Source organism: Embleya sp. NPDC005575 (assembly GCF_040605455.1).
In the GTDB taxonomy this organism is placed as follows: Bacteria; Actinomycetota; Actinomycetes; order Streptomycetales; family Streptomycetaceae; genus Embleya.
In genome coordinates this window covers 1-14,075 of record NZ_JBEXCV010000193.1, presented here as the reverse complement: position 1 = coordinate 14,075, position 14,075 = coordinate 1, and the positions used below count along the sequence as shown (strand labels likewise).

Genomic DNA, 14,075 nt, shown 5'->3' with positions numbered 1-14,075 from the left:
ACACCATGTAGTGCTCGCCCTCGGGCAGGCCGCTGACGTCGAGCCGGAGGCTGACCCCCCACGAGTGGTCGGTGAGGTACGCGGTCGCGGGGGTGCTGCTGTTGACGTCGGCACTCGACTCGCCGGACCGGCCGCGGCCGCAGGTCGCCTACGCGTCGGGCGGCACCCACGCGACCGCGTACCTCACCGACCACTCGTGGGGGGTCAGCCTCCGGCTCGACGTCAGCGGCCTGCCCGAGGGCGAGCACTACATGGTGTGGCTGGAACGGGCGGACGGCTCGCGCGTGCCGGCCGGCAGCTTCACCGCGCTCGGCGAGCGCCCCGTCTCCGTCGAACTGACCGCGGGGATGCGTCGCCAGGGGGCGGTCGCGCTCGGGCTCAGCACGGTGCCGGGCGGGCCGCCGGCGTTGCGTGTGCCGGTCACGACGTGACGAGTCGTCAGGCGCGGCACGGCACGATGCGGAATTCCCATGATTGTTCGTCATGTGCTGAACGCACGCGGAGGTTCCGTCCGTATCCCCCGGCGACCGTCTCGCACCCCGGCGAGGCCCGCCCATCACGAGGACGCAACTGATGAACCACACCAAAGCGCTGCGCTGGTCCGCCCTCGGCCTTGCAGTCGCCTCCGTCGCGGTGCTCGCGCCGACCGCGCTGGCCGACGGCTCGGACAAGAGCCGCGCCGCCCACGTCGACGTGCTCACCCCGCGCGCCGGGGCGAGCACCGGGATCGAGGGCAAGGCGTGGATGCTCGACCTGAACGTCCGCTACCGCGACGGGCTGCAGGCCGCCGGCTGGACCGGGCCGCAGCTGACCGGGCCGGAGAAGCACAACAACGTGCCTCCGGCGGCGGGCACCTTCTCGCCCGGCAAGGACGACAAGCTGCCGGGCGTCGTCGTCCTGCTGTCCACGACCGTCGCCGACAAGCCCGGTTTCTCGGGCCCCGGCACCAACCTGGCGAACCTGTTCAACGTCACCGCGATCGCCGAACAGGGCCGTCGCGGCAGCACGATCGCCGACAGCTGGCTGGTGGGCGGCGCGTTCTTCGGCACGAACACCGACACGGTGCTCACCGTCGCGGTGGTCGACGACCTGAACCACAACGGCGTACTCGACGACGCGCCGGCCACCGTGCCGGACGCCGACGGGAACGGCACCGTGGACGCCCGCGACCTGAAGGCGCTCGGGGTCGCGTCGAACATCGAAACGGTGAAGTTCCGGATCGCCTGAGCGGATGCTCGCGGCCTGGTGGGCCGCATCGGGGGCGGGCGTTGCCGACACACGGCGCGCCCGCCTCGCGCTTTCCGGACGACGAAGTCCGGGAGGAGTTTCGGTGAACCAGTTGAACTCACAGGTCGAGCCGTTTGAGATTTCGAAGTGGGAGGTCAAAGAGGCATGGGAGGAAGTCAGGGCGGATGACGTGGCCCGGATGAACACCGTCAACAACCTCGACGTGCGGTCAACGTCGGCCCGTTGAAGCGACCGTCCCGCTGGAAATACGCACCACAGCCACTTTCAAGGATCGCCATTACCGGAGGATTTTCCACCCGGTTCACACCCGCGCCGCAGTAACTGTCCGGTTGATCGTAGAGATCAACGTGAACGACAGCACTGACCGGCCCGCTAGTTTCGGGCATGAACGATCATTTCAGCGATTGGTCAGTCCAGCCGCCGTGGGTACACCACAAAATCGCTTCGTTGTCCGATGGCACCCTCGTCACACTCGCGGCCGACAACCGGAACACCTCGCGCCCCTGGAGCGCGCCGTCTACCTCCTGCGCGAGGCGTTCTCCCACAGTCACGCCGAGACCGCCGAGATCCTCGACATCACCGAGGCCGCCGGCTGGCAGTACCTCCACCGGGCCCGGAGCCGCATCACCTCGGCGCGCCGCCGCGGCGGCGACGTCGACCCGGCGTTCGCCCGCAGGATCGTCGAAGAGTTCCTCGCCGCCGCGTCCTCCCGGCCGCCCCGAACGCCTCGTCGCGCTGCTCACCGACGACGCGACCGCGATTTCCGACTCCGATGCCGCCGGCCCGGCCGAGACGCTGCTGCGGTACGACACCCCGCAGCGCATCGCCGCCATCGCCCGGGCCGGCTTCAAGCCCACAGACGCGAAACGGCGACTCGCCGGCGGCACGCCACCGTCCACTACGCGGTCGTCAACGGCGCACCCGCCATGCTCTTCGTACTCGGCGACCGGGTCGTCGGCGCGGTCACGTTCGACATCACCGGCGGCCAGATCGTCACCCTGCGCGTCATCCCCGCCCCGGCCCCGCCTCGCCCGCCTCACCGGAGCCTGGCGGCAATCCGAACCGGAGGCACCGCTCATCACCCAAAGGTGACCCCGGGCCGACCGACACCAAGACCTGGACACGGGCGTCTCGGGGGTCGTGCCCGCGGTCGTCACGGGAGCGCGGCGCGTCGGGACGCTGCCAACCGCCTTCCAACCCGGGGCAGCGCCTCGGACCGCCCCGGGTTGATCTGCCCGGACTGTTCCCTGTCCGTCCGCCGGGGCCGGCACGCCACCGGGCACAGGCTCAACGCCGGTCCCGGGGGCGGCTCCTCACGCGGACGCGCTCGTCGGTGCCGTGGTCAGCCGGTGGCTTCGGTGTGGCGGGAGCGGGTCAGGGCCAGTGCGCCCAGGACTGTGCCGAGCAGCCCCACCAGCATGGCGACGTAGGCTCCGCCCAGTCCGTTGCCGGTGCCGAGGCCGCCGTCGGCGGTGGCCGCGACCACCGCGCCGACGGCCGTGGCCAGGGGCCCCGCGATCACTGCGGCGACGGCCCCGTTGCGCCCGGGGCCGGTGCCGATGCGACCGGCCGCGCGGGCCAGCGCCAGGCCGCCGAGGGCCACGGCGATCAGCCCCACGATCGCGGCCGAGCCGGCGCCGAGTCGCCCGGCGCTCATGTCGGAGACACCGGCGGCGACCGGCTGGGCGGTGACGTACGCGGCCGCGGGTGCGGTGATCGCGGATCGGACTGACATGGTGTGCTCCCGTTTCTCGTACGAGTGGATGGCACCTGAGCCTGTCCGCCCGACCCGCCTGCGGTCGTCTTGCGGACGCAGACACTTCGCTCTGCCGTCGGCGTGGTATCCGGCTGCTGCGGACGCCGCAGAAGCCGCATCGCTACCGCAGATGCGGTAGCCGGCCGCTCGTCCGTGAGCGGGATCCGCCCGCGGGCGGATCCCGGCTAGGGTGCGCGGATGAGCGCAGGAAGGTTCCGTGTCCGGGCCGCTGTCAGGGACTGGGTGGTCGCCGTCGGTGTGGCGGCCGCGTTGCTGGTCACCGGGCTGTCCGCGGAGCACTCCGCCACGCCTGTTGACCTGGTCGGCTACGCACTGCTGGTCGGCGGCGGCCTGGTGCTGGCCGCCGGGCGGCGGGCCCCGGTTGTTGTGCTGGCCGTCACCGGGCTGTGCGCGGTGGGCTATCAGGCGGCCGGGTTCGACGTGCCCGTGGTCGCGTTCCTGTTCGCGGTGTACGCCGCGATGCGGGCCGGACACCGTAGGGTCACCGTGGCGGCCTCCGTGGTCCTGCTCGCCGCTCTCCCGCTCGCGGCCCTGGTCTCCCTGCACGACATGGGTGAGGCGTACGCGCAGGCCCGCGGCGCCCTCGAACTGGCCTGGCTGGTCGCCGCCGGCGCGGCGGGTGAAGCGCTACGCCAGGCCGAGCGGCGCGCCGACGAGGCGGAACGGACCCGGGAGGAGGCCGCGTTGCGCCGCGCCGACGAGGAACGACTGCACATCGCGCGGGAGCTGCACGACTCGCTCGTCCACCAGATCTCGGTGATCAAGGTACAGTCCGAAGTCGCCGTTCACCTGGCGGGCAAGCGCGGCGAGCCGGTGCCGGAGTCCCTGCTCGCCATCCGGGAGGCCGGCCGCGAGGCCAGCCGGGAACTGCGGGCGACCCTGGCAGCGCTGCGCGACGACGAGAAGACCCCGCCGCGCGGCCTCGACCACGTCCAGGAACTCGTCGAAGGGTTCCGCACGACCGGCCTGGACGCGAGTCTGAGGATCGAAGGACCGCGGCTCGACGTGCCGGCCGCGGTGGGCCGCACCGTCTACCGGATCGTCCAGGAGTCGCTCACCAACACCGCCAGACATGCCGGCCCCGCCACGGCGTCGGTGCTGATCGACTACCGCCCCGACACCCTCGCCATACGCGTCGACGACGACGGCCAGGCCGCGCCGGACACCGCACCGACGCCCGGTGTCGGGCTGCTCGGCATGCGCGAACGCGTCACCGCGCTGGGCGGCCGGCTGCGTGCGGAACCGCGCGACGAGGGCGGCTTCACCGTCCAGGCCGAACTCCCCGTGGAGCGAACCTCGTGATCCGAGTCCTGTTGGTCGACGACCAGCCGCTGCTGCGCAGCGGATTCCGCGCGCTCCTCGACCTCGAAGACGACATCGAGGTGGTCGCCGAGGCCGCCGACGGGCAGGAGGGCGTGGCCCTGGCCAGGGAACACCGGCCCGACATCGCGCTCATCGACATCCAGATGCCGGTGATGGACGGCATCGAGGCGACTCGACTCATCGCCGCCGATCCGGTTCTGGCCCGGGTGCACGTCGTCATTCTGACCAACTACGGCCTGGACGAGTACGTCTTCGACGCACTGCGAGCGGGCGCCGCCGGATTCCTCGTCAAGGACATCGAGCCGGAGGACTTCCTGCACGCGGTGCGCGTCGCCGCCCGCGGCGACGCGCTGCTCGCCCCCTCCATCACCCGCAAGCTCATCGACCGCTACGTCGCCCGGCCCCTGCGCCCGGGCGTCGTCACGGGGCTGGCCGAGCTGACCAACCGTGAACGCGAAGCCGTCACCCTGGTCGCCCAGGGCCTGTCCAACGACGAAATCGCCGACCGCATGGTCATCAGCCCGCTGACCGCGAAGACCCACATCAACCGCGCCATGACCAAACTCCACACCCGCGACCGCGCCCAACTCGTGGTCCTCGCCTACGAATCCGGCCTGGTGACCGCACACCACCAATGACCGCAACGACCACCGGCGGCCGACTCCCGAGGCCGCCGAGGCAACGGCCCGGCGGCACGCGCTTGCGCCGACCGCGGTGCGGCACCACATGTGCCGGGGAGTTGCTGCCTGGTGTCCGGTCGGGGGTGTTCGGGGCGGTCAGGCGCGGGTGAGGGTCCGGCGCAGGCCGTAGGCGGCGGCGCCGAGGGCTGTCTGCCGCGACCGGGGCGAGCGGGAGTTCGCCCGGTGGCCGGCTCAACGACGCGAACAGGTCCGGCACTTCGGCGACCCCGAACGTGCCGACGCCCTCGCGGCCCACACGCCCTCTGTCCACCGGTGTCCAACTGATGTGGATGCGCAATTGCACACGGAAACGGCCTCGTCTTCCGGCGGGGCCGTTTCCTGAGGGTCACCGGGCTCAGAGGGTGTCGGTCACCGGGCGGCGGCCGCCGAGGCGCGCCGGGATCGCGGTGAGCACCGCCACCGCCACCACGGTCCCGAGCGTCAGGGTGGTCAGCTGCCAGGGCGCCAGGAGCTTGGCGTTGTCGCCGTTGGCGCCGGTGATCGTGTTGATGCCGGCGAGCAGCAGCCAGCCGCACGGGAAGACGCCGAGGATCGCGCCGAGGAGAGCGGGCAGCACCTGCGCGGTCGCCAGCGCTGTCGACACCTCCTGCGGAGTCGCGCCGAGGGCCCGGGCCAGGGCCGAGGTATGCCGGTTGTCGAGCACCGTCGCCCAGGTGATGACGATCGCGTTGACGGCGGCCAGGGCCAGCAGGATGACCGTCCAGACCATCAGCACGTGCCGGAGCGTGTCCACCTGGTCGGGCGTGTACCCGCCGCTACCGGTCTGCGATCCGAGGAAGGTGTTGAGCACCAGCAGGATGTAGATGCCACTGACCGTGACCGCGATGCTGATCACGCCCAGAACCACCCGTCTCGGGCGGCGGGCCGCGACCCGCAGGGCCAGCATCAGTGGGACGGGCAGCCGCCGCGACATCGAGATCAGCCAGGTGGTGCGGCGGGGCGGGCGGGCCGAGTCGGCGAGCGCGCTGACCGTGCCGGTGCGGGCCGCCCGCACAGCCGGGACCGCGGTCGCGACCACTGCGACGCCGAGTGCCACCGCCGTCACCGCGATGATCGTGGGGGCGCTCACGGACGGCGTCCCCGCGCTGCCGATGAGGCCGGCGCTGGACTCGGTGAGCAGCGGTGCGGTCAGCGCGCCGATCACCAGCCCGCCCGCAGCGGCGAAGACTGCCACGACCAGGTACTCCGCGAGCAGCACCGCAGCGACCAAGCCCGGGGTGCCGCCGACCGCCTTGAGCAGCCCGACCCGCTTGGTCTGATCGGCCATCCGACCGCCGACCAGCACCGCGAGGCTGGCGACGGCGAGCAGACCCAACAGCCAGGCGCCGATGAGCAGCAGGATCTGGGAGTCCTTGGCCACGTCGGTGGCGTCGGACCGGATGCTCTGCCAGCTCTGTAGGAAGGGGGAACCACCGTTCCGGTCGACGAACCCCGGCGCGCCCTCGGGGTCGGCGAGCCTCAGATTCATCACGTAGGACAGCGAACTCGCGCCGGTGGCGAGGCTCTTCGCGTCGGCCTGGGTGACCCAGGCCAGGCCGGGGTTGTGGAGCAGGTTGGACGGCAGGTTCCGGTCGTGGGGAATCGCACCGTGGATGCAGCCGACCGCGACGATGCAGGACGTCCCCGGGTAGGGCGCCGAGGCGGCCGAGACGGCCAGGCCGACGACCTTGAACGGCTTCTCGGCGATCGTTACCAAGTCGCCGACGCCCACGTGGAGCGAGCGGGCGAAGGACGCTTCCAGCACCATGCCGCCGGACGACACCCAGTCGCCGGCGGACAGCTTGGGCTGATCGACGGCCGCGTCTGCGGTGTCCCTTCCCACGAGCTCCACGTCGGAGGTCCGGCCGGACGCCTCGATCTTCCCGGAGGTGACGGGGAACGGCCCGCTGTGCGCGGTCACGCCGGAGGCGGACGCCAGCTGCTCGAGGCGGGGCAGCTGGGAGCCGTCGGCGACGTTGGCGACCACGTCGGGGCCCTTGGTGGCGGCCCGGGTGGTCCCGAACGGGTCGCCGGCGGCATCCCGCAGGACGAGGCCGAGCGTCAGAGTCGTCGTGGCCGCCATGATGGCGATCAGCAGCAGTGCGGCCTCGGTGGGCCGCCGCCGCAGGTCGCGCATCGCCAGCCGGGCCACCAGCAGGATTCTCCCCATGCCGGTCAGTCCTCCAGCCCGAGCAGCGCCCCGAGCCGGCCGGTGGTGCCACCCGTCAGCTGGATCTCGTCGACGAGGGAGCCGTCCCGCATCGAGAACATCCGGTCGGCGGTGGCCGCGATCCGGGCGTCGTGGGTGACGATGACCAGCGTCTGGCCGGACTCGTGCAGGTCCCTGAAGAGCTGGAGGACGTCCAGGGTCGCAGCGCTGTCGAGGTTGCCGGTCGGCTCGTCGGCGAGGACGACCAGCGGCTCGTTGCACAGCGCCCGGGCGACCGCGACCCGCTGCCGCTGCCCGCCGGACAGCTGAGACGGCAGATGTCCGGCCCGGTCACCGATCCCCAGCTGTTCCAGCAGTTCCCCGGCCCGCTTCCGGGAGGCGCGGGGTGCGCGGCCGGCGAGCAGCGCTGACAGCTCGACGTTCTCGACAGCCGTCAGCTCCTCCATCAGGTGGAACGACTGGAACACGTAGCTGACGTCGCTGCGCCGCACGCGGGCCAGGGCCTTCTCGCTGATGTCGTCGATGCGCCGGCCGTTCAGCGTCACTTCGCCGCTCGATGGCCTGTCCAGCCCGCCGAGCAGATGCAGCAGCGTGGACTTCCCGCAGCCGCTGGGGCCCATGATCGCCACGGTCTCGCCCGAGGCGACGTCGAGGTCGACCGTGTCGACGGCGCGCACGAGGCCCTCTCCCCTGCCGTATTCCTTGCGCACACCGCGGGCGCTCAGCACCGGTGCGTCGGCAGCCTCGCTCATGATCCACTCCTTTGGCGGGTGATGTTCTTCTCGCATGCCTCGAGCCAGCGCAGATCCGCCTGAAGCCTGAGCACGATGCCTTCCAGCAGCAGCAGCGCGGCCGAACCCTTCGGCTCGTCCATCGCGGCGCGCTGCGCGTCCCGAAGTCGGTGCAGCAGTTCGCGCCGCTGGGTGTCGACGAGGGTGAGCGGGTCGGCGAGCCCCGCCGACGCGGACGCGATCAGCTTGAGATGGAACTCCGCGAGGTCGGGCCGCGGCCATCCCACGTCGACGATCCACTCCGAGACTCGTTCCCGGCCCCGGGCCGTGAGGGCGTAGATCTTCCGCTCCCGGTCACCGTCGGCGGATGTCTCGACCACGAGCAGGCCCGCCTTCTCCAGCCGGGCGAGCGTGACGTAGATGTGCCCGGCGTTCATCGACTCGCCGAGCGGGCCGAGCGCGTCACACAGCCGAGCGCGGAGCTCGTAGCCGTGAGAGGGCTCCTTGGCCAGCATCGCCAGGACCACTTCCTGCCGCATCACGCCCCCTCGTATAACCGTTGGCTCATCAGCTAACGGTTATACCTACCATGTCAGCTCCCTGGTGAGAGCGACATAAAGCACGTCAGGAACGGCCCGCCGGCCAGTTTTCGATCATTGGCAAGATTCGTCCGAGTATCGCCGGTTCGACCATGTTCGAGTGCGTGCACGGGACGTCGATCTCGGTAATCTCGCCGGCGATATGCGGCTCCCAGAGGCTCCGGCCGCAGCCGCGTTCCCGCGAGTCCTCGGCGATGAAGAGACGAAGAGACGAAGAGCAGCAGGCGTCGTGACCTCTACCTGACGTTGGACACCCCGAACGACACCACATCATTGAGGAACGCGATCCACCGAGCGGCGGCGACGGCGGCGATATCGTCCGCGGAACTTCGGCACGGCGAATTCCAGGAATCGTTGCAACACGTGTTCGGTTTGGTTAGGCGGTGAGGACTCTAGCTAGGGCTCGGACCGCGTAGGTTCGCCGGGTCGGTCGGCGGGCCCACTCCAGCGGGCGCCCTCGTGGCCACAAAGGGGGGCGTGTTTCCGGCTCTAACCTGGCTCAATGACTCAGCAAGTGAGCACAGTGGTGCTGATGTGTGGTCTTCCGGGAGCAGGCAAGAGTACTTACGCGATGGAACTGGTGCGACGCGGTTACGCTCGGCTCTCGATCGACGAGGTGGTCTGGCGACGACTTGGGCAGCGCGACGCCGGCCTGGTGCTGGAGGCGGAGGCGTTCGACCAGCTCAAGGAAGAGGTCCGCCGCGACCAGCGGCAGGAGTTGGTCGAGCTGATGCTGGCCGGGTGTGACGTTGTGGTGGACTACAGCTTCTGGAGTCGCGCCGCCCGTGATGATTACAAGGCGCTGGTCGAGAGTCACGGCTGTCGTTGGGAATTGCTCTATCTCAAGGCCGATCGGACGGTGCTGGAGCGTCGCCTCGTGGTACGGAACGGCGAGGACGGCGCCAACTCCGTCACCGTGGATGCGAAGCTGTTCAACCGCTACCTGGCCAACTTCGAGGAACCGAGTGAAGAGGGTGAGCAGGTCGTCATGCAATCCTCGGCTTGAGGATCCGAAGCCCTCCGATGGTCGGACAGTCGTCACGGAACATCCAACCGCTGACCACCAACCCGGCGAACCTATGCGGTCAGAGCACTGGACAGCCGCTCGGCTGGGGTCTCCCAACCGAGCGTCTTGCGTGGGCGGTTGTTGAGCTGGGCGGCGACGAAGTCGAGGTGCTCGCGGGTGTGGACGGACAGGTCGGTGCCTTTGGGGAAGTATTGCCGCAGCAGGCCGTTCGTGTTCTCGTTCGAACCGCGCTGCCACGGGCTGCCGGGGTCGCAGAAGTAGACCGGGATGTCGGTGGCGAGGCTGAAGGCGCGGTGTCCGGCCATCTCGGCTCCCTGGTCCCAGGTCAGTGAACGCGTCAGATGAGGCGGGAGCGTGCGGATCGTGGCGTGCAGGGCGGCGTTCATGTCCTCGGCCGTGCGGCCGTGTGGCAGGTGCACGAGCATCACGTAGCGGGTGGTGCGTTCGACCAGGGTGCCGATCGCGGAGCCGTTGTTCCTGCCGAGGATGCAGTCGCCTTCCCAGTGGCCGGGCACGGCCCGGTCGTCGGCTTCCGCGGGGCGATCGCTGATCATGACCATGGGAGCGACGAAGCGGGGTCGTCGGCAGTTCGCCTGGCGCTGGGGTTTGCGGCGGGCGCGTCCGGTCCGTAGGGCACCGGCCAACTCGCGTCGCAACTCTCCGCGTCCTTGCACGTAGAGCGCCTGGTAGACCGTTTCGTGGACCACGTGCATCTCCGGGCGGTCGGGGAACCGTTTGCGCAAGGCGTGACAGATCTGTTCCGGGCTCCACCGTTCGTCCAGGCCCGTCTGGACGGCGTCCCGCAGCTCGCGATTGCCGTCGATCTTCCCCCGTTTCGGACGGAGGCGACGGGCTTCGGCGCGGGCCTGGGCCGCGTAGGGCCGGTAGTGCCACAGGTTTCCTCGGCCGGCCGTGCCGTTGCGGCGGATCTCCCGGCTGACCGTGGACGGGCTGCGGCCGAGTTCGGCGGCGATCGCCCGGACCGTGGCCCGTTCCCTGAATCGGTCCGCGATGTGGAGGCGTTCGGCCTCCGACAGATACCGGGACGAGGCCGAGGCCGCCCGCGTGTCACGTGCGGGCGCACTCGGCCTCTTTTTGCGACCGCCCGGCCGCCCATGAAGCCATTCTCGGCCGGTCCGCTCGTTGACGCCGACGCGTTGACCGGCTTCCCGGTTGCTCAATCCCTGTTGCACGAGGCGGAAGTATTCCTCCCGCTCTCGCCGCAACTTCTTGCGCCCCTGGACCTTGCGGCTCTCACGGATCTCGAAGTCCATCGCACCCCTTGAGCTGGGGTGTTGCAACGACTCCTAGAACCCAAGCTCCCCGGCGCCGGGGGCTTCATCGGCGGGGCGACCACTCGGCCGTGGGTGATGGCCGCGTCCGTCCGGAAGGCGCCCCTCGACCAGAAGATCCGTACGGACCTGCGGTTGATCTGTTCCAAGGGCACGCCCGTGGAACGTGTCGCCTTCTTCGCCGCGTACGAGGTCCCCGTGGCGAACCGGCATGGCCTCCAGGAGCACGCGCGCGGGACGCATGGAGTGGACCTCGAGATCCTCGACGGGCAGGCCGTGTCCCACTCGCTGAGTCAGGCCGGATTGCCCAACGCCACCTGGACCTTCCCGCAGCGTTGACGCGCGACCAACCCACCGCGCCGCAACCCGGCTGGTATCACGCCACACTCGACGCCCTGCGCGGCCGGGCCGAGACGCGCCTGACCATGGGCACCCTGTCCGAGGTCCGCGACGGGCTGCGGCACGCCACCTTCGACGACGAGGCACGCGTCGACCTCCCGGAATGGCTCCGCTACATCGGCGAGTTCGTGGACACCCCGGACGACGAACTCGCTCTGACCGCACGCTACGAGCGTGCCGTCGCGGTGCTCCGCGGCCGCCGCAACTCCTTGGAACGGTGTCGAACCCGACATCCGCGCGGTCATCGCCGCCGCCCTCGCCTCCGACCGCCTCGCGCTCCTGGACGACGCGGCCCAACTCCTCGGGTTCGGGGGCGGCGCGTGGCGGCGTCACATCGGCACCGCGTCACCACAGGAGTTGCGCTCCCTCACCGTGCGGCTTCGATCACGTCGAGCTCGATTTCTGCAGCCGACATCCGCAGCCCTGCGTGCGACTGTGCCGCCGCCACGTCGTGACGAGGGCACAGCGGCTACTTGCGCCGGCGCTCAGGTCGTGCGGGTGTTCCGGCCGAGCAGGAGGCAGAGCGTCTGCTGGGCGGCCCTGCGGCGGTGAGCCGGCGGGACCGGACCGCCGGGCACACCATGATCGGCGCGATGAACCGCGGTTGGAGCCGCTACTCGTGTGCCCGGATCGTGGGCGGCGCTTCGGTACCCGGCGCCTTCCTTGAAGCTCACCGTCGCTTCGTCCCGGGCCGCGCCTTTCGACCCGGCAAGAATTCTCTTTAAGGGGAGGTTATCGGGCGTTCGGCTTGGCGGGTTCATCTCCAGACCCTGTTTCGGTTGAGATGCGGGGGTTTTACTCGGTGGCTGTTCGGCGGATTTGGGGATTGTGCTTCCGCGGGTGGCAACGCACCGGATAGTTTCGGGTGGCTCGCGTTACTGACGATTACTCAGAGGCGGGCAAATCCTTTCGCGCGTCGTGGTGTTGGCCGGTATCCAGCCGGTCTGCTTCGGTGTGCGTTCGCTCCCCCTCCACGCCGTGCGTGGGGGGATTCCCCGGAACGGCCTGATGAACAACACCACATCCATACCCATCGGCAGACGGGCCGCAGCCCGTCGCCGAACAGCCCGTGTTCTCGCGCTGACCGCGATGGTCACTGCGACGTCGCTGACGATGTCCCTCGCCCAAGCCGTGACACCCGCGGCGGTCGAGAAGGCTTCGGTGCATGTCGCCGCGGATGACGGCGACATCCCCGATGACGAGGGCGGGGGGATCCTGCAACCCCGTTCGACACTGGGGCAGAACGCCCGGGCAGGTCAATGCCGCACCGCCTTCCTCCTGCACGTCGGCGACCTTCCCCTCAAGCGCGAGGCCGCCAGAACCTTTGAGGCAACGCTCACCGAGGCACAGTGGAGAACCGCATTCGACGGTGTCGGCAATCCGCAGCCGATGTGGAACTCGCCGCTGGAGGCCGCGTGGAGTCAGGGACGTGGCGCAAACTTCCCGGAGGCCGACCGCTATCCGCGCCAGAATGCGTGGAGCGAGAAGCTCAAGTCCTACAAGCTCGGCTACGACGACTACCAGGTCCCGGAGTTCGACCCCGAGATACAGAAGTTCCTCCGCGGCGAGCAGTACAACCCCTTCAACGTCGAGATCGTCCCCCGTGCGTCCCAGACGTCCGTCGATCGTGTCGCGGAGATCGCCGCCCCCTTGTATAAGGAGGAGGAGTACTGGGATCCCGATCGTTGGTACGCGGGAAAGTCCGTCTGGTCGCCGGACGATCTGCGCCGTTACATGCAGTACGGGGGCATCCCCGAGAAGCCGTTGGCCAAGGATTCGTTGGAGTACCGCACCGACGTCGAGGCTTTGAAGAACCGGTGGGCGGCGTGTGACTACCTCGGCCCGGACGACCCCTACCACGTCCTGCGGGAGTTGACCGGGACGGCGTATCGCGAATGGCAGGCCGAGCAGGCCGGTCAGGCGGTCCAGCGCAACCAGATCGTGGCGGCGGAGATCGAGGCGCATCGTCAGATGCGGATCGCCGCGGACGCGATGGCGGAGTCGATGGGTCAGGCGTGGGTCGCGGACAAGCTCCTGACGTGGCAGCGCACCGAGCAGGCCAAGCCCGCCGGCTCCCGGGCCCCGGCTTCGGAGTTCGCTCGGGCGAGCGCGGACATCACGGCCGCCCGCCAGGGCGCGAGGTCCGCGGCGACGCGTGCGAACCAGGCGGCGATCGCGGCGCAGGCGCAGGCCGACAAGGTGACCGCGGCGCAGGCCGCTGCCGGGAGGATCTCCGACGCGGCCGGTCTGCCGCGTGGTCGGGGTCTGCTGTACGCGCAGCAGTCCGCGCAGGTGGCCAAGGCCTCGGCCCCGGCCGCTGTGGCCGCCGCGAAGGCCGCGGACACCGCCGCGAGCGCCTCGGATGCCACCGGCGCCACGAGCGCGGCCCTGTTCGAGCGGGCGAAGGCCGAGTCCGCCGCGGTGCAGGCGGAGTATCGGCGCAAGGCCGCCGAGGAGGCCGCCGCGCAGGCGAAGGCGTCCGCCGATGTCGCGGTCGCCCAGGCCGCGCAGGCCAAGGACGCCGCCGGGCGTGCCGCGACCGCCCGTGCCACGGCCGAGCAGGCCGAGGCGCGGGCGAAGACAGCCGCGGACGACGCGCAGGCCAAGCGGGTGACCGCCGAGACCGAGCGCGGCAACGCCGCCATCGCCAGGACGCGTTCGGAGACCGAACGCGCCCGCGCGCAGGCCGCCGATGCCCGAGCCCAGTCCCAACGCGAGAACGCGCAAACGGAGTTGGGCAAGGCGCAGACCGCGGGTCAGACGGCGGCCGCCAGGCGCGCCGACGCGGAAGGCGCCGAGCAACGCGCCGCCCAGGCCCGTGACGGCGCC

Annotated in this window: 12 protein-coding genes and 2 pseudogenes; 9 read left to right on the top strand and 5 right to left on the bottom strand. The window is 70.5% G+C overall.

The features are described from left to right. The first annotated feature begins 71 nt into the window (after nt 1-71). The 4 genes and pseudogenes from ABZS54_RS37780 to ABZS54_RS37765 form a co-directional block, all read left to right on the top strand. Nucleotides 72-431, top strand: coding sequence for a hypothetical protein (locus ABZS54_RS37780; RefSeq protein WP_355546559.1), 360 nt, complete (start codon nt 72-74; stop codon nt 429-431). A gap of 142 nt (nt 432-573) precedes the next feature. Next, nucleotides 574-1,227 (top strand): hypothetical protein, encoded by a 654-nt coding sequence (locus tag ABZS54_RS37775; RefSeq protein WP_355546557.1) that lies wholly within the window; start codon nt 574-576, stop codon nt 1,225-1,227. A 103-nt stretch (nt 1,228-1,330) separates the two neighbouring features. After that, nucleotides 1,331-1,474, top strand: a complete 144-nt coding sequence (locus ABZS54_RS37770) for a hypothetical protein (protein WP_355546555.1) — start codon at nt 1,331-1,333, stop codon at nt 1,472-1,474. Between the two features lie 262 nt (nt 1,475-1,736). Then, a pseudogene (locus ABZS54_RS37765) lies at nt 1,737-2,340 on the top strand (sigma factor-like helix-turn-helix DNA-binding protein); the annotation flags it as partial. Nucleotides 2,341-2,590: 250 nt separating this feature from the next. On the opposite strand, the gene ABZS54_RS37760 reads toward ABZS54_RS37765, so the two are convergent. Continuing rightward, a complete protein-coding gene (locus ABZS54_RS37760; RefSeq protein ID WP_355546553.1) occupies nt 2,591-2,983 on the bottom strand; it encodes a DUF6223 family protein in 393 nt (130 codons plus the stop codon). A gap of 219 nt (nt 2,984-3,202) precedes the next feature. On the opposite strand from ABZS54_RS37760, the gene ABZS54_RS37755 reads away from it, so the two are divergent. After that, nucleotides 3,203-4,327 (top strand): sensor histidine kinase, encoded by a 1,125-nt coding sequence (locus ABZS54_RS37755; RefSeq protein ID WP_355546551.1) that lies wholly within the window; start codon nt 3,203-3,205, stop codon nt 4,325-4,327. Further along, entirely contained in the window at nt 4,324-4,986 is a 663-nt protein-coding gene (locus tag ABZS54_RS37750; protein WP_355546549.1) for a response regulator transcription factor, read from the top strand. The genes ABZS54_RS37755 and ABZS54_RS37750 overlap by 4 nt, the downstream gene beginning before the upstream one ends. 397 nt (nt 4,987-5,383) lie before the next feature. On the opposite strand, the gene ABZS54_RS37745 is transcribed toward ABZS54_RS37750, so the two are convergent. From ABZS54_RS37745 to ABZS54_RS37735, 3 genes are read right to left on the bottom strand one after another with little or no spacing between them, the layout of a single operon-like run. Next, entirely contained in the window at nt 5,384-7,198 is a 1,815-nt protein-coding gene (locus tag ABZS54_RS37745) for an FtsX-like permease family protein (RefSeq protein WP_355546547.1), read from the bottom strand. Nucleotides 7,199-7,203: 5 nt separating this feature from the next. After that, nucleotides 7,204-7,950, bottom strand: a complete 747-nt coding sequence (locus ABZS54_RS37740) for an ABC transporter ATP-binding protein (RefSeq protein WP_355546545.1) — start codon at nt 7,948-7,950, stop codon at nt 7,204-7,206. Next, nucleotides 7,947-8,468: a PadR family transcriptional regulator gene (locus ABZS54_RS37735; protein ID WP_355546543.1), complete on the bottom strand. Its 522-nt coding sequence runs from the start codon at nt 8,466-8,468 to the stop codon at nt 7,947-7,949. The genes ABZS54_RS37740 and ABZS54_RS37735 overlap by 4 nt, the downstream gene beginning before the upstream one ends. A 562-nt stretch (nt 8,469-9,030) precedes the next feature. Between ABZS54_RS37735 and ABZS54_RS37730 the strand changes: the two genes are divergently transcribed. Then, nucleotides 9,031-9,534 carry an ATP-binding protein gene (locus ABZS54_RS37730; RefSeq protein ID WP_355546541.1) on the top strand — a complete coding sequence of 168 codons (504 nt, stop codon included), beginning with the start codon at nt 9,031-9,033 and terminating at the stop codon, nt 9,532-9,534. Nucleotides 9,535-9,605: 71 nt separating this feature from the next. Here ABZS54_RS37730 and ABZS54_RS37725 read toward each other — a convergent pair whose 3' ends face one another. Beyond that, nucleotides 9,606-10,736, bottom strand: a complete 1,131-nt coding sequence (locus ABZS54_RS37725) for an IS30 family transposase (RefSeq protein WP_355546561.1) — start codon at nt 10,734-10,736, stop codon at nt 9,606-9,608. 114 nt (nt 10,737-10,850) lie between these two features. Between ABZS54_RS37725 and ABZS54_RS37720 the strand changes: the two genes are divergently transcribed. Continuing rightward, complete coding sequence (locus ABZS54_RS37720; RefSeq protein WP_355546539.1) at nt 10,851-11,186, top strand: hypothetical protein; 336 nt, start codon at nt 10,851-10,853, stop codon at nt 11,184-11,186. Nucleotides 11,187-12,335: 1,149 nt separating this feature from the next. Then, nucleotides 12,336-14,075 (top strand): annotated as a pseudogene (locus tag ABZS54_RS37715) (hypothetical protein); the annotation flags it as partial.

Excerpts from the sequence above, each read along its gene's own strand:
- ABZS54_RS37760 (WP_355546553.1), bottom strand. The coding sequence starts at position 2,983 with ATGTCAGTCCGATCCGCGATCACCGCACCCGCGGCCGCGTACGTCACC.
- ABZS54_RS37730 (WP_355546541.1), top strand. The coding sequence starts at position 9,031 with ATGACTCAGCAAGTGAGCACAGTGGTGCTGATGTGTGGTCTTCCGGGA.
- ABZS54_RS37735 (WP_355546543.1), bottom strand. The coding sequence starts at position 8,468 with ATGCGGCAGGAAGTGGTCCTGGCGATGCTGGCCAAGGAGCCCTCTCAC.
- ABZS54_RS37775 (WP_355546557.1), top strand. The coding sequence starts at position 574 with ATGAACCACACCAAAGCGCTGCGCTGGTCCGCCCTCGGCCTTGCAGTC.
- ABZS54_RS37745 (WP_355546547.1), bottom strand. The coding sequence starts at position 7,198 with ATGGGGAGAATCCTGCTGGTGGCCCGGCTGGCGATGCGCGACCTGCGG.
- ABZS54_RS37740 (WP_355546545.1), bottom strand. The coding sequence starts at position 7,950 with ATGAGCGAGGCTGCCGACGCACCGGTGCTGAGCGCCCGCGGTGTGCGC.
- ABZS54_RS37755 (WP_355546551.1), top strand. The coding sequence starts at position 3,203 with ATGAGCGCAGGAAGGTTCCGTGTCCGGGCCGCTGTCAGGGACTGGGTG.